Origin of the sequence: Arthrobacter sp. NPDC058127 (genome assembly GCF_042884555.1) — a bacterium.
In the GTDB taxonomy this organism is placed as follows: domain Bacteria; phylum Actinomycetota; class Actinomycetes; order Actinomycetales; family Micrococcaceae; genus Arthrobacter.
Map to the genome: position 1 here is coordinate 1 of NZ_JBHVTT010000018.1, position 21,676 is coordinate 21,676.

Genomic DNA, 21,676 nt, shown 5'->3' on the forward strand with positions numbered 1-21,676 from the left:
CAGTCGCCCACGAGGTTGGAGTTGGCCAGCAGCACCCGCGGCGCCCACTCATGGGTGCGGAACACCCCGACGGGCTTGCCGGACTGGACCAGGAGCGTCTCATCCTTCTCCATGGTCTCCAGGGTCCGGGTGATCGCGTCGAACGCGGCCCAGGACCGGGCGGCCCGGCCCGTGCCGCCGTACACGACCAGGTCATCCGGGCGCTCGGCTACCTCCGGGTCCAGGTTGTTCATCAACATGCGCAACGGCGCTTCGGTCTGCCAGCTCTTGGCCGTCAGCTCGGTGCCGCGGGCGGCCTTGACCGGACGAGCTCCGGTGGTGAAATCGGCGGGTGCCATTCTTCGTACTCCTTAGTCTTCTGGACTAGTTGCTTCTTGCTCGAACTAGGCCAGGTTCTTGGATTTGAGCCAGTCTTGGGCGATTTGTCCCATGTCCTCGAACTTGGCGGTCCTGCCGTTCATCTGGATCAGGTCATCGGTGGTCAACGCTGCAGACACCTTGTCCAGCACGCTCTTGACGGTGTCCGTGGACTTCTTCTGGTTGATGAGGGGGACGATGTTCTCGGACAGGAACAGGTTCTTGTTGTCATCCAGGGCAACCAGGTTGTTGGCGGCGATTGCCGGATCGGTGCTGAAGAGATCGGCAACCTGTACCTGACCGGAAAGGAGGGCGTTCAGCGTCAGCGGACCGCCGGCGTCGAGCGCTGAGAAGTCCTTGAAGTCGAGGTTGTAGACAGACTTCAGGCCGGCGACACCGTTAATACGGGTCTTCCACTCCGGCGGGCCGCCCAGGACCAGGTCCTTGGCAGCAGGCTGGAGGTCGCTGATGGACTTGAGGTTGTACTTGTCGGCAGTTTCCTTCTTGATGGCCAGGACGTCCTTGTCCTGTGCCTTGGATGCCGTCAGCTGGGTCAGTCCGGAAGGGATCTTGGTGCTCAGCTCTTTGGTGACTTCATCCGGGGTGACCGCTTTGGTGGCTGCGTCAAGATACTGCAGCAGGGCTCCGCCGTATTCCGGCATGAGGTCGATGGAACCGTCCTTCAGCGCCGGGATGGTGACTTCGCGGCTGCCGATGCTGGGCTTTTCGGTGACCTTGACGCCCTTGGCCTTGAGGGCCTCGGCGTAGATCTTCGCGATGAGCTGGCTTTCCGGGAAATCAGCGGAACCCACGATGATGCTGTCCGTGGAACCCGCGGCCTGGGAGTTGTTGTTGGAGGAGCTCATGGGATCCCCACCGCCACAAGCGCTCAGGGCGATGGCGGTGGCTGCCGCGAGGGCGAAGCCGCTCAGGTACTTTTTCATGTCAATTCTCTCTGGGGAGGGCCGTTGCAAAGGCATGCGGTGGCCAAGTGGGGGTGGATTGGGTGGTGTTGCCGCCGCGGGACGAGGGCGCCCGACGACGGATGAAGCGGGGGGAGATGTCTAGGCCGCGACGGGGGTTTTCACGGTGTCGGTCGCAGCGGTCGGGGCGGCCGCCTTGACGGTGCGCCGGGTCAGTCCGGGTGAGACGACCCTGCGGGTGATGAAGGCGAGCAATTGGTCGAAGAACAGGGCCAGCAGCGCAACCAGCACGGCGCCGGCAACCATCTGGCTGTAGTCGTTCTGGGCTTTGCCGTCGATGAGCAGCCGTCCGAGGCCGCCGAGCGAAATGTACGCGGCGATGGTCGCCGTCGAGATGATCTGCAGCAGTGCGCTGCGGACGCCGGACAGCATGAGCGGGAGTGAGCAGGGGAGCTGGATGTCCGTGAGGATTTTCATGGTGCGGAAGCCCATGCCCTTGGCGGCGTCGACGGCGGCAGCATCCACAGCGCGGACGCCGGCGTAGGTGTTGGTCAGGATGGGTGGGACCGCGAGGAGCACGAGGACGATGAGGCTCGGCAGGATGTAGCCCATTTTGGACGGGAACGCGGGCGAGATCAGCAGGACCAACAGGATCAGCAGGCCCACGCTGGGGAGGGCACGGAGGGCGTTGGCCAGGCCTGCGATCATGAAGACGCCCTTGCCGGTGACGCCGATGTAGATGCCGAGTGGAACCGCGATGATTGCCGCGACCGCCAGGGCGATGAGGGAGTAGAGCAGGTGCTCCCCGATGAGGGTGGGGATGCCGTCGGCGCCGCTCCAGTGCGCGGGATTGAACAAGTAGTTGATCATGATGCCACCACCTTGGGGGTCCACGGTGTCAGCCACCGGTTGAGGAGGATGATCAGTCCGTCGAGGATCATGGCCAGGACCACACAGAGGATGATGCCGGCGATGATCGGGGTGAAGAACCGCAACTGGAAGCCTTGGGTGAAGAGCGAGCCGAGCTGCGGGATGCCTAGCAACGCTGCCACGGAAACGAGGCTCACGTTGGAGACCGCCGCGACACGGAGTCCGGCACTGATGACGGGGACGCCCACGGGTAGTTCCACTTTCACCAGGCTTTGGTAGCCGCGGTAGCCCATGGCCTTGGCGGCTTGGACCGTGTCTTCCGGCACGGAATCCAAGGCATCGGCCACCACGCGTACGAGCAATGCGACGGTGTAGATGGTCAGGGCCGCCACGATGTTGAGGGGGTCCAGGATCTTGGTGCCAAGGACCAGCGGCAACAGGACGAACAGGGCGAGGGAAGGGACCGTGTACAGCAGGCCTGCCACGCCCACCAGAAGGGGGTAGATCCGGCGGCTGCGGTGCGCCCACCAGCCGAGCGGCAGCGCGATGAGCAGTCCCAGGATGAGGGGAGTGACGGCGAGCAGCACGTGCCAGCCGAGGAGGAAGACGATGTTGTCGGACTGACGGCCGAGCCATTCAAAGTTCATCGCGCCGTCTCCAAGTGCGGCTCGGCCTCGATCGCCTTGACGACGTCGGTGGCCGTCACTGTGCCGATGAGCTCGCCGTGTTCATTGACGACGACGCCACGCCGGCTGGGGGAGGAAAGCGCCGCGTCGAGCAATTGGCGCATGGTCCCGGACGATGATGCGGAGGTGCCGCTGAGGTTGAGGTGCTCCCTCTTGAGTTCGCCCTTGATGAGATCGGCTTGCGCCCAGCCGAGCGGTTTCCGGCCGCCGTCGACCACGAGCACCCAGGCTCCCGTGGCCTTGCTTTGCGCCTCGGCGGCGGAGGCGCCGATGGTGACTACTGCTTCCTCTGAAACAGTTACCGTGCCGGCCGCGTTGGTGAAACCGAGCGAACGATAGCCACGGTCACGTCCCACGAAATCGGCCACGAATTCGTCAGCCGGGGAAGTCAGCAGCTCCGACGGCGTCGCCATCTGGGCGAGTTTTCCGCCGACGCGCATCACGGCCACCTGGTCGCCGAGCTTGAGGGCCTCGTCGATGTCGTGGGTGACCATGATGATGGTCTTGCCGATCTCGCGCTGCAGCCGGAGGAACTCCTCCTGGAGCTGTGCCCGGACCACGGGGTCAACGGCACTGAAGGGTTCGTCCATGAGCATGAACGCCGGATCCGAAGCTAGGGCCCGGGCCACGCCGACGCGCTGCTGCTGTCCGCCGGACAGTTGCCACGGGTAGCGCTTTGCGAAGCTCGCGGGAAGGCCGACGCGCTCCATGAGTTCGAGGGCTTTCATGCGGGCCTTCTGCCTGCTCTCGCCGAGCAGAACGGGCATGGTGGCCACGTTGTCGATGATGGTGCGGTGCGGAAAGAGGCCTGCGTGCTGGATGACGTAGCCGATCCGGCGGCGCAGCAGCGCCGCGTCCATGCCCGACGTCGGCTGGTCATCGAGGTAGATGGTTCCGCTGGTGGGTTCGATGAGGCGGTTGATCATCCTCAGCGAAGTTGTTTTGCCACAACCGGACGGGCCAACCAGGATGGTCAACTTGCCGGTGGGCGCCTCGAGGTTCAGGCCATCGACGGCGACCGTCCCATCGGGGTACGCCTTGGTGACATTTTCGAACTTGATCATTTCTTTTCCATGCTTTCCTGGGGCACTTCATGGTTTCCGGAGGGTTCCACGAGGATGTTGTTCGCCACCCTCGCCAGTTCCTCGCCAAATGTCTGGGCCTTCGCTTCGCCCAAGCGGTAGCTCGGTGCGACGATGCTGAGGGCTGCCACGGTGCGGCCGCCGATCACGATAGGTGCGGCGACGGCCGTAATGTCGTCTTCTACGCCGCTTCGCACGATGGCGAAGCCGCGGCCGTTTTGTCCGCCAGTCAGGACCTTTCCGGCGGCGGATCCTTCCAGCGGAATGCTCCTGCCGACCCAGCTGGTGTGTCGGACAGAGTGGGTACCTTCGACAATGGCGATGTAGATTCCGGTTTCCCCAGGACCGGGAATGCTCAAATAGCAGGACTCGCCCGTGTCGGCCACCAGCCTCTTCATATGCGGTGTGCATAGAGACACGAGGGATTCCTGACCCAGCGCGAGTGCTCCCAACTGGATCACACTGGCGCCGGGCCGGAAGTTTCCGCTCGGATCCCGCTTCACGAATCCGCTGCCCTCCAGTGTGCGGAGGAGGCGGAGTGCGGTGCTGGCCGACAAGTCGACAACGCGTGCTGCGTCGCTCAAGCTGATGGCGCCATCGGTGCAGACCGCGCTCAGGAGGGCCAACGCCCTTTCGACCGTCCGGGTGGAAGAGTCTGCTGCCACTGGCTGACCTGCTTTCAAGTGGTCTGAATCACCATGTCTTGCCACTTAGTAAAAATCAACTTTCATCGAATGGCAATAGATTTCGAGAAATTACCTGAGATTCCGGGATTTGAGACGCTCAGTGGGAACAAGCCGTTTCGGCGGTGTTTCAGGCCTGTTAATTGTCATGCTTCTACGCTCAAGGTCTTGTCATTGGGTGACATGTGGTTTTTACTTGGTGGCAGTCTTCATTAATCGGAGGAACACGTGGAAACCGTCAATCAGCTCCTTGACTCAATCAAGGACGTGGGCCGCGATGCGGTTCGCGGAGGATACTCCAGGGCCGTCTACTCGACACCCGAGCTCGACCTCAGGCACTGGTTCATCGAACAGGCCCAGCAGCGCGGCCTCGGCGTCGAGACCGACCGCAACGGCATTATCTGGGCCTGGTGGGGAAAGCCCCAGGACGGTGCGCTCGTTACCGGCAGCCACCTCGATTCCGTCCCGGGCGGGGGCGCCTTTGACGGGCCGCTTGGCGTCGCGTCCGCACTCGCCGCCGTCGACATACTTAATTCCCGCGGTCTTGAGCCTGGACGTTCCCTGGCCATCACGGTCTTCCCGGAAGAAGAAGGATCCCGCTTTGGCGTGGCCTGCTTGGGCTCGCGGCTCCTGACCGGTGCCATCGACGTCGACAAGGCGCTGAACCTGCGCGACGTCGACGGCAACACCTTCGCCGACGTCGCGCGCGGTAACGGCATGGATCCCCGGCACGTTGGTCCCGACCCGGAAACCATGGCTCGAATCGGCGACTTCGTTGAACTGCATGTGGAACAGGGAAAGGGGCTCGGCCAAGGCGGTCCGGCCATCGCCGTCGGAAGCTCGATCCTGGGCCACGGCCGCTGGAAGCTGAGCGTCAGCGGCCAAGGCAACCACGCCGGGACCACGCTCATGGCCGACCGCGCCGATCCCATGGTCGCGGCCGCGCAGATCGTCGTTGCCGTCCGCGACGCCGCGGCGAAACAGCCGGATGCGCGGGCCACGGTCGGCCGCTTGACCCCGGTACCGGGAGGCACCAACGTGATTGCCTCCAGGGTCGATCTGTGGCTCGACGCCCGCCATCCCGACGACGCCGTCACGGCGCAACTGATCGAATCGATTTACCGCGCGGCCCGGGAAATCGCGGCAGGTGAGGGGTGCACTGTCAGCCTCACCGAGGAGTCCTACAGCGACACCGTGCACTTCGATCCCGAGCTGAGCCGACGCGTTGGCGAACTCCTGCCGGGCGCGCCGGTGCTGGCAACCGGCGCAGGGCACGACGCCGGAGTCTTGGCTGGACATGTCCCCTCGGCGATGCTTTTCGTCCGCAACCCGAGCGGAATCTCGCACTCCCCGGAAGAATACGTCGCTGACGAGGATGCCTCAGCCGGCGCCGTTGCCCTCGCCGACGTTCTGGAGGGACTCCTGTGAGTGGGATCTGGTGTGAATCGGCGCTATTGAACGTCGACGGCGGTTCTGTCGGGGGCGGCGCGGTTGTCGCCACCGGTGTTCGGCTGGAAGTGCACGAGGGCCGCATCTCCGGGATCTCTACCGGGGTCCAGCCCGAAGCCGCTGACCGGATATTGAACGGGGTCGTCTTCCCCGCCGCGGCCAACGCCCATTCGCACGCTTTTCACCGGATCCTGCGCGGACGGACGCATGACGGGCGCGGTGACTTCTGGGTGTGGCGGGAGCAAATGTACCGGAGCGCTGCGGAACTGACACCGGAGAAATACGAGAAGCTCGCCACGGCAGTCTTCACGGAAATGGTGGTCTCGGGCTTCAGCAGCGTGGCGGAGTTCCACTATGTCCACCACCAGCCGGAAGGAACGCCGTACCCGGAGCCGCACGCGATGGAACTGGCGTTGGCCAGGGCAGCCGTGGCGGCCGGGATCCGCCTGACATTGCTGGACACCCTGTATCTCGCGGGAGGGATCGGGACGCCGCTCAGTCCGGAACAGGCACGGTTTGGCGACGCCGACGCCCAGGCCTGGCTGGACCGGCTCGCCTCGTTGCGGGCCGAGGTGGCTCGGACTTTCCCGCCGGACAGGGTGAGCGTGGGAGCCGCACTGCATTCCGTCCGCGGCGTACCGGAGGAGGCTCTCAAGACTGTCGCACAGCAACTGCCTGCGGACATCCCGCTGCACATCCACCTCAGCGAACAACCGGCGGAGAACGAGGCCTGCCTGCAGGCTTACGGTGTCACACCGGCCGGACTTCTTGCCCGGCATGGCCTACTGTCCGGGCGGCTTTCCGCCGTCCACGCAACCCACCTGACGCCGGACGACATCCAGCTCCTCGGGGATGCTGGATCTACTGTGGTGATGTGTCCCAGCACTGAGGCCGATCTCGCCGATGGCATCGGGCCGGCACGCGCATTGTCCGACGCCGGCTCCACCATCGCCCTGGGCACGGACCAACACGCGGTGATTGATCCCTGGGTTGAAATGCGCACCTTGGAACACGGGGAACGCCTAGGTTCCGGTCAGCGGGGCAGGTTCTCACCCCAGGAGCTGCTCCGTGCCGCTACGGTTGGTGCGGCGGCATCCATGGGCACACCCGTCGCATCGGCATTGGAAGTCGGTGCAATCTGCGACTTGATGGCCGTGGCCCCGGACTCGGTTCGAACCGCGGGCTCCATGCCGCAACAGTTCGCGTTCAGTGCGACGGCGAGCGACGTCACCGCCGTCGTCATAGCTGGCGAACTCGTGGCTTCGAACGGAGCCCATGTTCGGCTCGGGTCTCCGGGCAGCCTGCTGACCGAGGCGTTGAAGGAGTTTTCCTAGGGGGCTTCCTTAGGTGATATGACGGGACTCCTTGGCTTGACTCGCTCACCCAAGACGCTCGCTCACTTATGTGGTTGTTTTCCGGATCCCTCGCTCACATCTAGTGAGCGAGGGATCCCGGAATTGGGCCTGTATGTGAGCGGGCGTCGGCCGAAACGGCCCTATATGTGAGCGGGCGTTCGGGGCGGGGCTACTTCAACCCTGAGCGGACAAAGGCGTCCACCACGTATCGCTGGAGGAAGATGTAGATCAGGAAGATCGGCAGGCAAGCGAGCGAAGACGCTGCCATGATGGCTCCCCAGTTGTTGCCTTCGGCGCCAAGGAAGCCGCGGATGCCGACCTGGATGACGGCGTCGGACTTCTGCATGATCAGGGAAGGCCAAAGGTATTCGTTCCAGGCGCTGATGAACAACATGATGCCAAGGGCCGCTAGTGCTGGCCGCAGGTTCGGAACCACCACTTCCCACAGCGTCCTCCACGAAGACCGTCCATCCATCTGGCTCGCATCCAGGAGGTCCTTCGGGAAGGCCTCGAGGTGCTGGCGCAGCATCATCACGGCGAAGGCCGAACACAACTGCGGGATGACGACGCCGGTGATGGTGTTGAGAAGACCCATCTGGGACACCAGCAAGTAGTTGGGAATCATGGTGACTTGGAAAGGCACCAGCCAGGACCCCACAAACAACAGGTACAAGGCCTTCTTTCCGAGGAAGTCCCAACGTGCGAAGCCGTAGGAAGCCAGGATGGCCACGAGCAATTGGGACACTGCCAGCGTCAGCGCCATGCCGAAGGTATTCGCCAGCATGCCCGCGATGGGGATGGTCTTCAGGACGTACTGGAAATTCTCCAGGCTCAGCGGTCCCGGCAACGGGTTGGTGGACAGGGCGTCCGACGACGGCCGGAAGGCCGTGACGAACATCCAGTAGATGGGGAAAATGGAGACGACCGCGAGGGCGATCAGCAAAACGTGGCTGGGGACCGTCCGCAGTGAAGCCGACCGCAGGCGTCCGCGCCCGGCGGCGGGCGCCGTCGTCGGCCCTGGGACTTTCGTCGGCCCTGAAAGGGGAGCATCCAAGGAACCAGGCTGGGCCGGCGGGGCGATGGTGATGAAGGCCATGGTGGTTCTTTCTAGTTGTCGTAGAAGCTGAGTCGCTCCGAGAGTTCCACGAAGACCAAGGCGATCAGCCCGAATCCGAGGAAGAAGAGCGTGCCCGCCGCGGAGGACAGGCCGGCGTCGAAGTTCCTAAAGCCGAACTGGTACAGCAGGTAGTAGATGTTCGTTGATGAATTGCCCGGCCCGCCCTGCGTCACGAGGTCGATGATCGGATATGTCCACTGCGCGGACAGCAGGATGGTCATGAGCGAAAGGAACACCAGGCTCGGCGAAAGCAGCGGGATGATGATCCGCCACGTGATCTGCCTGCCGCTGGCGCCGTCGATCGAAGCGGCTGCGGCATAGTCGGGGCTGATGCCTGCTAGTCCGGCCGAAACCACCAGCACGCCGAAGCCGAGCATCTGCCAGCCGACGATCACGATCACCGCCGTCATCGAACTGTCGGGATCGCGGAACACGTTGCCCATGGGTGCGCCCAGCGCGGCGGCGATCGCGGGAATCGTTCCGCCTTCTGGAGCGAACAGCCACCGCCAAATGGCGCTGCTGGCAACTGGAGTGATGAGGAAAGGAACGAAGATCAAGGCCTGGTACGCGGTGCGGGCCTTGCCCTGGACCTTGCGCGAGAGCAGCGCGAACACGAGCGGCAAGGCAACCGAAATACCCAGGAACGCCAGGATGTACAAGCCGGTGTTGATGAGCGCTTGGTGCAGTTCGGGCAGGCTCAGGACCTTCGCGTACTTCTGCACGTCAACGTATTGCTTGGGCTTGGTGGGGATCAGGTTCCAGTCATTGAAGGACAGGTTGACGGTCTGTCCCAGAGGCCAATACGTCCAGACGAGCAGCAGGACGACGGCGGGCAGGATGTAGAGGTAGGGGCTCAGGGCGCGGCGCTTGGGACGCCTGTTGGCCGGGAGCCCCGCCGGGCCGGCAGGGGCAATGCCCGTTGCCGGCCCGGCAGTCTCGATGAACATTCTTTAGGCTTCCTTCCGGTGCTGTGACTGGTTAGCGAACGCTTTCGGCGAGTTCGCCGTCGCCCGCTTCGGCAGCGATGGAGGGCTCGACGTCGGACTCCTCACCGGGAGCGGTCATCGCTGCGGTCGCCTCTTCGAGGGTCATCTTCTCGAACGCGGCCATCTGCTCAGCCGTGACGGAGTACACCGTGGAGAACTCGCCGATCGGCACAACCGAGCTGAGCATCTTGTCCTGGTGGAGATGGATCAGGTTGAACGCCTGGGCACCGTTCTGGCCGCGCATCGACTTCGGCGCAACGTTCAGGTCCTGCGTGTAGCACGTAGCCGAAGCGACCGTCACGGGGGCGCCTCCGAAGGTGCTGAAGGTGGAGTAGTGCAGGTGGCCGGCCAGGATGCCGCGGACGTCGGTGCCTTCGATGACCTTCTCGAAGCGGCTCTGCTCACGCAGTTCGAACATGGCCATCATCTCCAGCGGGCTGGGAACCGGCGGGTGGTGCAGGGCAATGAGGGTGCCATGCGGGGCCGGGGTGGCCAGGACATCAGACAGCCAAGCGAGCTGCTCGTCCGAGATCTCGCCGTGGTGCTTGCCCGGAACCGTGGAGTCCAGGGCGATGATGCGCAGGCCGTTGACATCGTGGACCATGTCCACGGATTCCTCGCCGGCGTCGGAGTCAAGGAGGCCCGAACGGAAGGCGGTGCGCCCGTCGTGGTTGCCCATGACCCAGATGATCTTGGCGCCGAGTTCCTCGGCCACGGGCTCCACGATGTTGCGGAGGCGGACGTAGGCGTCCGGGCGGCCGGTGTCGGCGAGGTCGCCGGTGAACACCAGCGCTTCGGGCTTGACCTGGGCCTTGACAAAATCGCGGAACAGCTGGCGGAGGTTCTCGTCGCTGTCCACGCTGCCGTGCAGGAGGTTGTTGTCGGCCACGAAGTGAGTGTCGCTGATGTGCAGGATGAAGTGCTCGGGGGCGGGGTGCTGGAGTTCGGCGTTCATGGTCTTGTCTCCTTGTAAGTGAGTGCTTCTTAGCGGATGGAGCTGATGGTCAGGACATCCCTGAGCCGTTCGAGGTCGGCGTCGCTGAAACCGTGTGCCTGGAGAAGGCCGGTAGCGCTGCCGTACATTTCGTCCACGAGGTCCAACGTGGTTTCCAGGACGGCGGCGGGGCTCGCGGAAATGATTTCCCGGAGGTCCTCGCCGATGCCGGCAAGGCCCGGGTGGCTGGAGGCGGCGGCCATCATGGCCTCGCTCCATTCGCCGCGAAGGTTTTCCTCGCTGGCGGTGTAGTCGAGGATCACCTGCTCGCGGTCCACACCCGCGGCCAGGAGGGCCAGGGCGATCACGACGCCGGTGCGGTCCTTGCCCGCGGTGCAGTGCACCAGGACGGGGTCCGTTCCGGAGCTGGCTATGAGGCGAACGGCGTCGGCAAGGCGCTGGGCGTGGCCCTGGATCATGAGCCGGTAGATGTGCGCGAGGGTGGTGGTCTCCGCAGCACCGGGGACGTTGCCCTCTTCGAAAATCTGGTTGTGCCTCGTGTCGACGGCGAGTCCGTCAAGGTTGCTGGGCGCCTTCGCCAACTCCGTGCGATCGCGCAAATCGATCACCAAGCGGATGCCGAGCTCGGAGAATTGCCGGCGTCCGGCGTCGGTCAGTCCGTGCAGCGCGTCCGAGCGGTACAGCTTGCCCTCGCGGATGGTGCGCGCGGAGGCGGCATCGCTCCCCGCGGCATAGCCGGCCGTGCTCCGGAAGTTGTAGGTGCCCTCCACGGGGTAGGGGCGGTTGCGGGTTCCGAAGACAGCGTCCTCGGTAGTGGTTGTCACAGTTGGTGTCCTTCCGGATGGGCAGGGAGCTTAGGGGATCAGGTCCTGGGCGCGTTTCTGGGCGTCGGCCATGGTGGTTTTTGCGTCCTTGCCGTAGTAGACGACGTTCTCGACGGCCTTGCCGAGGATGTCGTCGATCTGTACGTAGCTGTTTCCGGGGTAGGAAACCCACGGCTGGAGGCGGTCAAGCTGGGTGAGGTTCGGCGCCAGGAGCGGGTTCTTCTGGGCCCAGTCGTAGAGCGAGCCGCCGGGAGCGGTCAGCGAGGTGCGCAGCGGCAGGTAGCCGATCTTGGTGGAGATCTGCTCGTAGGCGTGGTCGCTGGTCATGAACTTGATCAATTCCCAGCCGGCGCGCTGCTTCGCGGGATCCTGCGAGAGGACGAACAACGCCGAGCCGGAGTTGGTGGGCACTGCAGGCTTGCTACCGAAGGAGGGCATGCCGGCGGCCTTGAGCTGCCATCCGCCCTTCGTCGCGGCCGACATGAATGAGCCCTGCAGCGCCGAAGTGGTGAGGATGAAGGCGGTGTCGCCCTTCGCGAGGCCTTCGGACTGGGCGCTGCTGTCCGCGTTGCGCAGCACGCCGTCCTTCGTCAGCTGTGCGAGCTTCGTTACGGTGTCCACGGCCGCGTCCGAGCCGAATCCGATGGTCTTGCGGTCATCGGAGAGGACCTGGGCCCCGTTCGACTTGAAGACGCCCTGCATGCACCAGTTCCCACCGATGCTTGCGCACGAAATGTCCAGGGACGGCTTCCCGGTCTTCGCGGAAACCGCCTTTGCAGCTGCCTCGACCTTGTCCCAAGTGGAGAGGTCAGGGTTGGTCACTCCGGCGTCGGCGAGCTTGGTGGCGTTGTAGAACAGGACGGGCGTCGAAAAGACGTAGGGAATGCCGTACGTCTTGCCGTTCCAGTCGGCCAGGTGCTTCGCGTTGGGGTGGAAGGGGTGGGCACCGCCGAGGGCGTCGTCAACGGCTTTCTGGCCGACAAGGTCGCTGATCGGCTGGGCGCCGAGCTGGGTGGCGGCGAAGTCCAGGGAATCGAACGTCAACTGCGCGACGTCGGGCGCGTGTCCGGCAAGGAGCTGCGTCTGGACGCTGCTGACAGTGTTGGACCCGACGGCGCCGCCGCCCTGCGGTGCCTGCGCGGAGACGTGGATGTTCGGGTGGGCCTTCTCGAAGTCGGCTACGAGGCCTTTGACGGTATCGGTCCACACGCCGGCTTGGGCCAGGTTGTAGCTTTCGAAGGTGATGTTGACTTGCTGGTCTGCTTTGAGCTCCGGGATGACTTGGTTGCTCACGGTGCCGGCCTGCGAGGCGCCGGAACAGCCCGCGAGTGCCAGGGCGGCCGTGCCGGCGGCGATGGTCAGTGCAATTGAACGGAGAGGGCGCACAATATTTCCTTGCTGGGTTGGGTGGGTTGCTGATTCCGGGTTGGGGTCCGGAAAGAGGAAGGCTAGACGGACGCGGCCGGCTGCGCCGAGCTGGCGGTGGACGCGTGCTTCGCGTGTGCTTGCCATTCGAGGCGCCGGCCGCTTGCGCGGTCAAAGAGGTGGAGGTTCTTGGCGTCGGCGCTGAGAACGACGGCGTTGCCCGGCTCCCAGTGCAGGCCCCGCGGGGCGCGGACCGCCACGCGGTTCTCGCCGACCCGGCAGTAAATGACCTGCTCGCTGCCGAGGTTTTCGGCCAGGTCAACGATGCCCCGAAGGGCTGCCCCGGAGCTTGGCGCGGCTGCGGAAGAACCGGGCGCGTGGATGCTCAAGTGTTCCGGGCGGATGCCCAGCACCACGTCCCGCTGGGGCGTTTCCCCGTCCCACAGCACGGCCTCCACAGAGGGCGCCATGACGGTGATGGAGCCGTTGCTGGTGGAAAGCTCGGCGTCGATCAGGTTGGTGGCGGGGGATCCCAGGAAGCCCGCGGCGAACACGGAAGCCGGCTTGTCGTAGAGCTCCTCCGGCGTGCCGAGCTGCTCGAGCTGGCCTCCGTTAAGGAGCGCGATCTTGGTTGCCATGGTCATGGCTTCCACCTGGTCGTGTGTGACGTAGATGAACGTGGCTCCGAGGCGCTTGTGCAGTCCGGCCAGTTCCTGTCGGGTTGCGGTGCGGAGCTTGGCATCCAGGTTGGACAGTGGTTCGTCCATGAGGAAGGCCTTGGGTTCGCGCACCAGGGCGCGTGCGACTGCAACGCGTTGGCGCTGGCCACCGGAGAGTTCCTTGGGTTTGCGGTCCAGGAGGTGGCCGATCTCCACCATTTCGGCTACGGCTTCGACGCGCTTCTTGACTTCCTGCTTGTCGGTCCGCCGCACGTGGAGCGGGAAGGCAAGGTTCTTCGCCACGCTGAGGTGCGGGTACAGGGCGTAGCTCTGGAACACCATGGCCAAGTCGCGCTTCTTGGACGGAGCGGCGGTGATGTCCGTTCCGTCCAGTTCGAGCGAGCCCGACGTCGGTTCCAACAGGCCCGCGATCATGCGGAGTAGGGTGGTCTTGCCGCAACCGCTGGGGCCGAGCAGGACCAGGAAATCACCGTCTTCGACGGTGAGGGATACGTTCTTTACCGCCGACACGTTCTTGAATGAACGCGACAACTGGTTGAGCACTAGTCGGCCCACGAGCACCTCCGGGGAAACGATGTTTCCTAAATCGAATTATTTAGGAAACGTCTTACCCTTGAAGGGTGGGGCTCGATTATTAACGGTTGGTGCGGGGTTGATGAACTCCCCGTACGCGGACAGGAAACAGTTGAAACTGCGCGCATTTCGCGCCGGAAGCTATTCGGGGTTTTCCACCATGTGGAGGACTTCTTCGAACACGGCGGAGCGGGCGCGCTCAACATCGGGAGAATCTGCAGTCACCGCGGCGTGCAGGGCGGACAGCACCAGCATCTGGACGATATTCCCAATAGGCAACTGATCGTTCCAGGAATGGAATTCCGCCCCGGCCACGAGTGTGTGGGTCGAGAGAGCGGCGAGCTCGGATTTCGCGTAGCTGGTCACCCCGATCACCGTGGCCTGGCGTTCGGCGGCTATCCGCGCCGAACCAATAGTGAAGGAGTTCATTCCGCTGTCACTCACTGCGATGCAGACGTCGCCCGCTGAAAGGAGCTTGGCGGAGATGTGCTGCGAAACAATGTCGGATGGCGCTTCGCATTGCACCCCGGCAGACAGGAACCGCAGGGCAAGGGATTGCGCAGGAGCCAAGGATCCTCCGTTGGCCACCACCAGCAGGCGTCCACCCTGGCGGATCGCCTTCACCGCGGCGTCGAACGCCTCGAAGTCCAAAGACCCTAAAGCTCCGCGGATGTCGTGGGATGCCCGGGAAAAGATCCCCGAGACCAAATGCTCCGAGGACCCGGGTTCGCCGGTTGCCCCCGATTCTTCCTGCTGGATGCTGTCCCGTGCCGCGGCGCCCAGATCGCGCAGCAGGACTTGGCGCAAGTGCTGGAATCCGTCAAAGCCCATGCTCTTGCACGCCCGCACGATCGTCGCCGGCGACGTCCCGGTCTGGGTGACAAGGTCCGCCACTGACATCCTGGCCACGGTTTCCGGGGAATCGAGGCATAACTGCGCCACGCGCTGTTCGCTGCGGGCCAGCGACGGGAAAATCGACTTGATGTGAGCGCGGGAACCGCCCAGGGGCGGTTCGGACTTGTACGGGGTCATTGGCCTTTCATACCAGATTCACTTGAATAGCGAACCAGCAGCGCCGAAACCGACGACGGCGGCTGCCCGCCGCCGTCGTGGGCTGGACCTAACGTCAGTCGAGCGGCAGGGTGACGGTTACGCAGGTTCCGTTGCCCGGACTGGAGACGATGGAGACCTCGCCGCCCACTTCGCTGACGGCGATGGACATGAGGCGGAGGCCGAATCCGTGGTGTGCTCCGGTGGGCGTTGCCTCGCTGTCGAAGCCGGCGCCGTTGTCCGTGACTGTCAGCCGGATCCCGTGGTAGACGGCGGCGAGCCGGACGGTGATGTCGTGGGCGTGCGCATACTTGAAGGCGTTGCTGAGGACTTCCTTGGCGGCGTGGTAGAGCAAGGAAGCGGAGTCGGACGAGATTTCGACGCCATGGTGCGGCGTCTCCCAGTGGATTTCGGTCCCTTGGCGGCGGAGCGGAGCGGCCAGGCGGTCGATGCAGCCGGCGAGCCCCAAAGAGTGGAAGTCAACGGGTTGCTGATCGGTGATCACGCCGTTGATGGCGGTGACTTCGTCCAGGGCTGTTGTTGTCTTCATGGCCGGTCCTGCTCCCCTTGCAGCTTTGGTGCTTTCGCCGGCGGGTGGTCCGCCTGTGCTTGCATTAAGACTGGACCCGAGGAGTTAAGGTTCCCGCGATATTCGCTCAGTTTCGTCCTAATTTTTTGTCAGGAATCTTCCAAGTTCCGCTCAGGCGAAATGAGGACGACGACGGCGGGGGCCCTCCCGCCGTCGTCGTCCTCGTCGCCCTCTGGGTCGCGCTACTTCGCGAGGAAGCCCAGCAAGGCCTGGTTGATCTCGGCGCCATGCGTCCACAGCAAGCCGTGCGGGGCGCCGTCGATCTCCACATATTCGGCGCTGGGGAGCGCTTCGGCGAACCTCCGGCCGGTGACGTCGATGGGGAGGATGTTGTCCGCGGTGCCGTGCACGATCAAAGCAGGCACGTCGATCTTGGGGATGTCGGCCCTGAAATCCGTGAGCCACGTGGGCTGCGCCGCCACTGAGGCGTGGGCTCCTGATTGGGCCGCGAGGTTCCAACTGGCTCGCACTGATTCCTCGCTCAAGCGGTGCGTTCCGAGGAAGGTGGAGGCGTTGTAGAAGTTGTTGAAGAATTCGGTGAAGAAGGCGTAGCGATCGGAAATGACGGCTTCGGAAAGTCCGTCGAACACGGACTGCGGGACGCCTCCAGGGTTGTCCGCGGTCTGCAGGAGGAACGGCTCCAAGGAAGCCAGGAATACGGCCTTCGCCACCCGGGCAGAGCCGTAAGTGCCAAGGTAACGGGCCACCTCGCCGGTACCCATCGAGAAGCCCACAAGTACGGCGTCGTTGACATCGAGGGTGTTCAGCACGGTGTTCAGGTCCGCGGCGAAGGTGTCGTAGTCGTAGCCCGCAGTCGGCTTACTGGACTTTCCGAAGCCGCGGCGGTCGTAAGTGATGACGCGGTAGCCGGCGTCGAGCAGTGCGGCGGTCTGCTTCTCCCAGGACGAACCATCCAGGGGATAGCCGTGGATGAGGACCACTGCCTGGCCGGTCCCGTGGTCCTCGTAGTAGATCTCTATCTCGGTGCTGTTTTCATTTCCGACGGTGATGTATGCCATGACTACGGTCCTTTCGTAGCGGATCTTGCCGAGCGTTTCCAGCCTACTGTCCGGGTACGACGGCGGCACGCCCCCGGCGCCATCAAGACGCTCGCTCACGTATGTGGGGGTTGCGGCGGACGCTCGCTCACTAACGGCTCCGGGAATGAATCCAAATACTTGAATGTTCAATTAATTATGGATTTTGGAATCTTCACTTTCGGTGAGCTATCCCGCGACATCAAGACCGGAGTCTCCCTGTCACCGCACCAGCGGGTCAAGGACATCATTGAGCTGGCGAAGCTTGCCGAGCAGGCAGGACTATCGTTCCTGGGCCTGGGGGAGCATCATCGGCACGATTTCGCCCTCTCTGCCCCGGAAATGGTGCTCGCGGCCATCGCTCGGGAAACCACCAACCTTCGGCTGGGCACCGCCGTCACGGTTCTCTCCACCCAGGACCCTGTCCGGCTCTTCGAGCAGTTCTCCACTCTGGATCTAATTTCGGGCGGGCGGGCAGAGATCATTGCCGGCCGTGGCGCCTTTGTGGAGTCGTACTCGTTGTTTGGCCACAGATTGGAGGACTATGACGAGCTGTTCGAAGAGAAGCTGAACATGCTGCTCGCCCTGCGTGACAACGACAACCTTCGCTGGGAGGGAAGCCTGACCCAAACCGTCTCCGGGATGGACATAGCGCCCCGTCCGATCCAGGAAAAGTTGCCCATCTGGGTGGGCGTGGGCGGTACTCCGCAGAGTTTCGTCCGGGCGGGGCGGTTGGGCCTGCCGCTGTTTATCGCTCTGCTGTCCGGGCCGACACGATTCCGCCGGCTCGTGGAACTGTACCGGGAGACCGCCGAAAACGCGGGACACGATGCTGCCGCCCTGCCAGTCGGTGCTGGGGGCCATTTCTATGTGGCGCCGACGTCGCAGCAGGCCAGGGACACCTTCTACCCCTACTATCGCGCCTACTTCGAGCAGAACATGCCCCGGCCAGTTGACCATTTCCCGCGGAACACCTTCGATGAATGGACCGAACCGGGTGGCGGCCTGCTTGTGGGAAGCCCCCAACAGCTCGTCGAAAAGCTACTGGAAATTCATAACGCCCTCGGTAACACGCGGTATCTGGCTCAGGTCGGTCTCGGCGGCTTGCCTTTCGCTGAGACGGCGCGGTCCATCGAGCTCCTGGCTACCGAAATCATCCCTGCAGTGAATCGCGAGATCGGCGTTGCTCTTGCGCGGTAAACCCCACGATCTGAGCGAGGGTTGGGGAAAGAGACCCTATAGCTGAGCGAGGGTTGGGGAAAGAGGCCCCATAGCTGAGCGAGGGTTGCACCTGATCACCCGCCGCACTTCGCCCTGAGGGAAAGCTCTAGTTGCCCCCAGCAACCAGTCGTAGACTGGCCTTCGAATCACTACGTGAGTTGGAGAACGATGCTCTGGAAACTTCTCGTTCAGTACCTGCGGCCACATCGGCGGCTGCTGATCGCCGTCGTCATTTTCCAGTTGGCGCAGTCGATAGCTTCCCTGTATTTGCCCACGCTGAATGCCGACATCATTGACGAAGGCGTGGCCAAGGGGGATACCGGGTACATCCTGGGGACAGGCAGCCTCATGTTGCTCATCACCCTCCTGCAGATCGCCTGTTCGATCACGGCCGTGTACTTCGGCGCAAAAGCCGCCATGGGCTTGGGGCGGGACCTGCGCGGCGCTATTTTTACGAGGGTGGGGGAGTTCTCCGAGCAGGAGGTCACCCGCTTCGGTGCGCCCTCGCTGATCACGCGCTCCACCAACGATGTGCAGCAGGTCCAGCAGCTCGTCCTGATGTCCTGCACCCTCATGGTTGCGGCGCCCATGCTCAGCATCGGCGGCGTCATCATGGCTGTCCGTCAGGATGCGCAGTTGTCCTGGCTGATTGCCGTGAGCGTCCCCGTGCTGCTCGTTGCGGTGGGCCTCATTGTGAGCCGGATGGTACCGCTGTTCCGCAAGATGCAGGTCCGGATCGACACCGTGAACCGGGTGCTCCGCGAACAGCTCGCCGGCATCCGCGTTGTGCGCGCGTTCGTGCGCGAGGACATGGAGACGGAACGCTTCGCCTCGGCCAACCAGGACGTCACCGAGATGGCGCTTCGGGCCGGGCGGCTCATGGCCCTCATGTTCCCCGTGGTGATGCTGGTGCTCAACGTCTCCAGCGTGGCCGTGATCTGGTTCGGATCTTTCCGGATCGACGACGGGTCCATGCAGGTGGGCACCTTGATCGCCTTCCTGAGCTACCTCATGCAGATCCTCATGTCCGTCATGATGGCCACGTTCATGGCCGTCATGATTCCTCGTGCGGCCGTTTCGGCGGACCGCATTGGACAAGTGCTGGAGACCCAATCGAGCGTGCGGCCTCCCGAGAACCCGGTGACCGAGACTGCCGGCCGCGGCGAGCTTGAATTGCGCGACGTCGGATTCGCCTACCCGGGTGCCGAGCAGCCGGTCCTCAGCGGCATCAGCTTCCGGGCACGCGCAGGCCAGACAACGGCTATCATCGGCAGCACGGGCGCGGGCAAGACCACCTTGGTGAACCTGCTGCCGCGGCTCTTCGACGCGAGCAGCGGCTCGGTGCGGATCGACGACGTCGACGTCCGCGAACTTCACCCGGACCTCTTGTGGGGGCACATCGGGCTGGTCCCGCAAAAGCCCTATCTGTTCTCCGGCACCGTCCGAAGCAACCTGCTCTACGGCAAGCCCGACGCCACAGAGGAAGAACTTTGGCGGGCGCTCTCCATCGCACAGGCCCAGGACTTCGTCGAGGAAATGGAGGGTGGGCTTGACGCTCCGATCTCGCAGGGCGGCACCAATGTTTCCGGCGGCCAGCGGCAGCGCCTCGCCATCGCCCGGGCACTCGTGAAGCAACCCGAGCTCTACATCTTCGACGACTCCTTCTCTTCCTTGGACACCGCCACCGACGCCAGGCTCCGCCAGGCGCTCAAGCGCCACACTTCCGGCGCCACCATGGTCATCATTGCGCAGCGGGTGTCCAGCATCGCCGACGCTGAGCAGATTCTGGTGCTCGACGACGGGCGGCTCGTGGGGCGCGGAACCCACGAAGAGTTGTTGGAGGCTTCAGAAACGTACCGCGAGATAGTTTCCTCGCAACTGGCAGCGGAGGAGGCGGCATGAGCGGCACAGCAGGCACCGCCAACCGCCCGCAGCGTCCCCCGATGGGACCAGGCCGCGGCGGACCCTTCGCGGGAATGAGTATCCCGGCCGAAAAGGCCATGAACTTCCTGCCCTCGGCCAAGCGGCTCCTGGGCACACTGCGGCCCGAGCGCTTGTGGCTGACCCTGGTCCTCTTCCTCGCCGTGGCCAGCGTGACCCTGTCCGTGATCGGCCCCCGGCTGCTGGGCGAGGGCACCAACTTGATCTTCGCCGGCGTCGTGTCCAAGCAGCTTCCCGCCGGGGTGAGCAAGCAACAGGTCATCGACGGGCTGCGCGCTTCCGGCCAAGGCTCCAAAGCGGACATGTTGAAGGGCATGGACCTGACTCCCGGCGTCGGCATCGACTTCGGGGCGTTGTCCTCGATCCTGCTGTGGGTGCTGGTCTTGTATGTCCTGGCCTCAGCGTTCGGCTGGATTCAGGCCTACGTGCTCAACGGCGTCGTGCAGCGGACCGTGTACCGGCTCCGCGAGCAGATCGAAGCGAAGATCAACCGGCTTCCGCTGCGCTATTTCGATTCGGTGCAGCGCGGCGAGCTGCTCAGCCGCGTGACCAACGACGTCGACAACATTTCGCAAAGCCTCCAACAGTCCATCAGCCAGGCGGTCACGTCCCTGCTCACGGTGGCCGGCGTCATCTTCATGATGTTCCTGCTCTCGCCGATTCTGGCGTTTATCACCTTGGTCACCGTGCCGTTGACGCTGGTGACCACCGTGCTGATTGCCAAGCGCTCGCAGAAGCTGTTCGTGGCCCAGTGGAAGAACACCGGCGAGCTGAACGGCCAGATCGAAGAGACCTACACCGGCCACGCGCTCGTGAAGGTGTTCGGCCGCCAGCGCGAAGTGGAGGAGCGCTTCCGCGAGAAGAACGCAGAGCTGTTCTCGGCCAGCTTCGGCGCCCAGTTCATCAGCGGCTTGATCATGCCGGCACTGACATTCATCGGCAACCTGGTCTATGTCGGGATTGCAGTGGTGGGCGGCTTGCAGGTGGCCTCCGGCGCCATGCAGTTGGGCGATGTCCAGGCCTTCATCCAGTACTCCCGGCAGTTCACGCAGCCCTTGGCCCAGCTCGGCTCGATGGCCAATCTGCTCCAGTCCGGCGTCGCGTCCGCCGAGCGCGTCTTCGCGCTCCTCGATACCGAGGAGCAAAGCGCTGATCCTGAGCCTTCAGCTGTTCCCGAGGTGACGCGCGGACGACTCGTGTTCGAGAACATTTCCTTCTCCTACTCGCCAGACAAGCCGTTGATCCAGAATCTGAGCCTGGTGGCCGAGCCCGGACAGTCCGTGGCGATCGTCGGGCCTACCGGGGCGGGCAAGACCACCCTGGTGAACCTGATGATGCGCTTCTACGAGCTGGACGCGGGGCGGATAACGCTCGACGGCGTGGACGTCGCCTCGATGTCGCGCTACGAACTGCGCTCGCGGATGGGCATGGTGCTCCAAGATACGTGGCTGTTCGGCGGCACCATCCGGGACAACATCGCCTACGGACGGCCCGAAGCTACCGAAGCCGAGATCCTGGAAGCCGCCCAAGCAACGTACGTGGATCGCTTCGTGCACTCCCTCCCGGAGGGCTACGACACAGTGCTCGACGACGAGGGCAGCAACGTTTCCGCCGGTGAGAAGCAGCTGCTCACCATCGCCCGGGCGTTCCTGGCCCGTCCGTCAGTCCTGATCTTGGACGAGGCCACGAGCTCCGTGGACACCCGGACCGAGGTCCTGGTTCAGAAAGCCATGAACGCCCTGCGTTCCGACCGGACGAGCTTCGTGATCGCACACCGCCTCTCCACGATCCGCGACGCCAACCTCATCCTGGTGATGGAGTCCGGCCAGATCGTAGAGCAGGGAACCCATACGGAGCTGTTGGCTGCTGGTGGCGCGTACTCGCGGCTCTACGAAGCCCAGTTCGCGGCGCCGGTGGCGGAGGTCTGAGGCTC

The 21,676-nt window shown here is 64.0% G+C and carries 19 protein-coding genes and 1 pseudogene; 5 read left to right on the forward strand and 15 right to left on the reverse strand.

All coding sequences use genetic code 11. The annotated features are described in order from the left end of the window. From ACFVTG_RS19300 to ACFVTG_RS19325, 6 genes and pseudogenes are all read right to left on the reverse strand, one after another. Positions 1–338, reverse strand: a pseudogene (locus ACFVTG_RS19300) (urocanate hydratase); the annotation flags it as partial. 45 nt (positions 339–383) lie between these two features. Next, positions 384–1,301 carry an ABC transporter substrate-binding protein gene (locus ACFVTG_RS19305; RefSeq protein WP_284753631.1) on the reverse strand — a complete coding sequence of 306 codons (918 nt, stop codon included), beginning with the start codon at positions 1,299–1,301 and terminating at the stop codon, positions 384–386. Positions 1,302–1,421: 120 nt separating this feature from the next. Further along, the gene (locus tag ACFVTG_RS19310; RefSeq protein ID WP_284753633.1) at positions 1,422–2,150 is read right to left on the reverse strand and encodes an ABC transporter permease subunit; all 729 of its coding nucleotides are present in this window, start codon (positions 2,148–2,150) and stop codon (positions 1,422–1,424) included. After that, positions 2,147–2,797: an ABC transporter permease gene (locus ACFVTG_RS19315; protein ID WP_059389395.1), complete on the reverse strand. Its 651-nt coding sequence runs from the start codon at positions 2,795–2,797 to the stop codon at positions 2,147–2,149. The genes ACFVTG_RS19310 and ACFVTG_RS19315 overlap by 4 nt, the downstream gene beginning before the upstream one ends. Next, entirely contained in the window at positions 2,794–3,900 is a 1,107-nt protein-coding gene (locus tag ACFVTG_RS19320) for an ABC transporter ATP-binding protein (protein WP_390282482.1), read from the reverse strand. Before ACFVTG_RS19320 ends, ACFVTG_RS19315 begins: the two co-directional genes overlap by 4 nt. Further along, positions 3,897–4,628, reverse strand: coding sequence for an IclR family transcriptional regulator (locus tag ACFVTG_RS19325; protein ID WP_284753635.1), 732 nt, complete (start codon positions 4,626–4,628; stop codon positions 3,897–3,899). Before ACFVTG_RS19325 ends, ACFVTG_RS19320 begins: the two co-directional genes overlap by 4 nt. Positions 4,629–4,829: 201 nt before the next feature. On the opposite strand from ACFVTG_RS19325, the gene ACFVTG_RS19330 reads away from it, so the two are divergent. Then, positions 4,830–6,029, forward strand: coding sequence for an allantoate amidohydrolase (locus ACFVTG_RS19330; protein WP_390282485.1), 1,200 nt, complete (start codon positions 4,830–4,832; stop codon positions 6,027–6,029). Next, positions 6,026–7,384, forward strand: a complete 1,359-nt coding sequence (locus ACFVTG_RS19335; RefSeq protein WP_390282488.1) for a formimidoylglutamate deiminase — start codon at positions 6,026–6,028, stop codon at positions 7,382–7,384. Before ACFVTG_RS19330 ends, ACFVTG_RS19335 begins: the two co-directional genes overlap by 4 nt. A 190-nt stretch (positions 7,385–7,574) precedes the next feature. Here ACFVTG_RS19335 and ACFVTG_RS19340 read toward each other — a convergent pair whose 3' ends face one another. From ACFVTG_RS19340 to ACFVTG_RS19380, 9 genes are all read right to left on the reverse strand, one after another. Continuing rightward, complete coding sequence (locus ACFVTG_RS19340) at positions 7,575–8,501, reverse strand: carbohydrate ABC transporter permease (protein ID WP_390282489.1); 927 nt, start codon at positions 8,499–8,501, stop codon at positions 7,575–7,577. An 11-nt stretch (positions 8,502–8,512) separates the two neighbouring features. Further along, a complete protein-coding gene (locus ACFVTG_RS19345) occupies positions 8,513–9,469 on the reverse strand; it encodes a carbohydrate ABC transporter permease (protein ID WP_390282490.1) in 957 nt (318 codons plus the stop codon). A 31-nt stretch (positions 9,470–9,500) separates the two neighbouring features. After that, positions 9,501–10,463, reverse strand: coding sequence for a phosphodiesterase (locus ACFVTG_RS19350; protein ID WP_390282491.1), 963 nt, complete (start codon positions 10,461–10,463; stop codon positions 9,501–9,503). A gap of 29 nt (positions 10,464–10,492) precedes the next feature. Continuing rightward, positions 10,493–11,287, reverse strand: a complete 795-nt coding sequence (locus tag ACFVTG_RS19355; protein WP_390282492.1) for a tyrosine-protein phosphatase — start codon at positions 11,285–11,287, stop codon at positions 10,493–10,495. A gap of 30 nt (positions 11,288–11,317) precedes the next feature. Then, positions 11,318–12,673 carry an ABC transporter substrate-binding protein gene (locus tag ACFVTG_RS19360; RefSeq protein WP_390282493.1) on the reverse strand — a complete coding sequence of 452 codons (1,356 nt, stop codon included), beginning with the start codon at positions 12,671–12,673 and terminating at the stop codon, positions 11,318–11,320. A gap of 62 nt (positions 12,674–12,735) precedes the next feature. Further along, positions 12,736–13,887 carry an ABC transporter ATP-binding protein gene (locus tag ACFVTG_RS19365; RefSeq protein WP_390282494.1) on the reverse strand — a complete coding sequence of 384 codons (1,152 nt, stop codon included), beginning with the start codon at positions 13,885–13,887 and terminating at the stop codon, positions 12,736–12,738. 159 nt (positions 13,888–14,046) lie between these two features. After that, entirely contained in the window at positions 14,047–14,937 is an 891-nt protein-coding gene (locus ACFVTG_RS19370; protein WP_390282495.1) for a MurR/RpiR family transcriptional regulator, read from the reverse strand. Between the two features lie 94 nt (positions 14,938–15,031). Next, complete coding sequence (locus ACFVTG_RS19375; protein WP_390282496.1) at positions 15,032–15,505, reverse strand: sensor histidine kinase; 474 nt, start codon at positions 15,503–15,505, stop codon at positions 15,032–15,034. 221 nt (positions 15,506–15,726) lie between these two features. Beyond that, positions 15,727–16,563: an alpha/beta fold hydrolase gene (locus tag ACFVTG_RS19380; protein ID WP_390282579.1), complete on the reverse strand. Its 837-nt coding sequence runs from the start codon at positions 16,561–16,563 to the stop codon at positions 15,727–15,729. Positions 16,564–16,740: 177 nt separating this feature from the next. Between ACFVTG_RS19380 and ACFVTG_RS19385 the strand changes: the two genes are divergently transcribed. The 3 genes from ACFVTG_RS19385 to ACFVTG_RS19395 all read left to right on the forward strand — a co-directional run bounded on the left by ACFVTG_RS19385 (position 16,741) and on the right by ACFVTG_RS19395 (position 21,671). Then, the gene (locus ACFVTG_RS19385; RefSeq protein ID WP_390282497.1) at positions 16,741–17,781 is read left to right on the forward strand and encodes an LLM class flavin-dependent oxidoreductase; all 1,041 of its coding nucleotides are present in this window, start codon (positions 16,741–16,743) and stop codon (positions 17,779–17,781) included. A 189-nt stretch (positions 17,782–17,970) separates the two neighbouring features. Then, positions 17,971–19,704 (forward strand): ABC transporter ATP-binding protein, encoded by a 1,734-nt coding sequence (locus ACFVTG_RS19390; RefSeq protein WP_284753759.1) that lies wholly within the window; start codon positions 17,971–17,973, stop codon positions 19,702–19,704. Next, positions 19,701–21,671 (forward strand): ABC transporter ATP-binding protein, encoded by a 1,971-nt coding sequence (locus tag ACFVTG_RS19395; RefSeq protein ID WP_390282498.1) that lies wholly within the window; start codon positions 19,701–19,703, stop codon positions 21,669–21,671. The genes ACFVTG_RS19390 and ACFVTG_RS19395 overlap by 4 nt, the downstream gene beginning before the upstream one ends. Positions 21,672–21,676 lie beyond the last annotated feature (5 nt).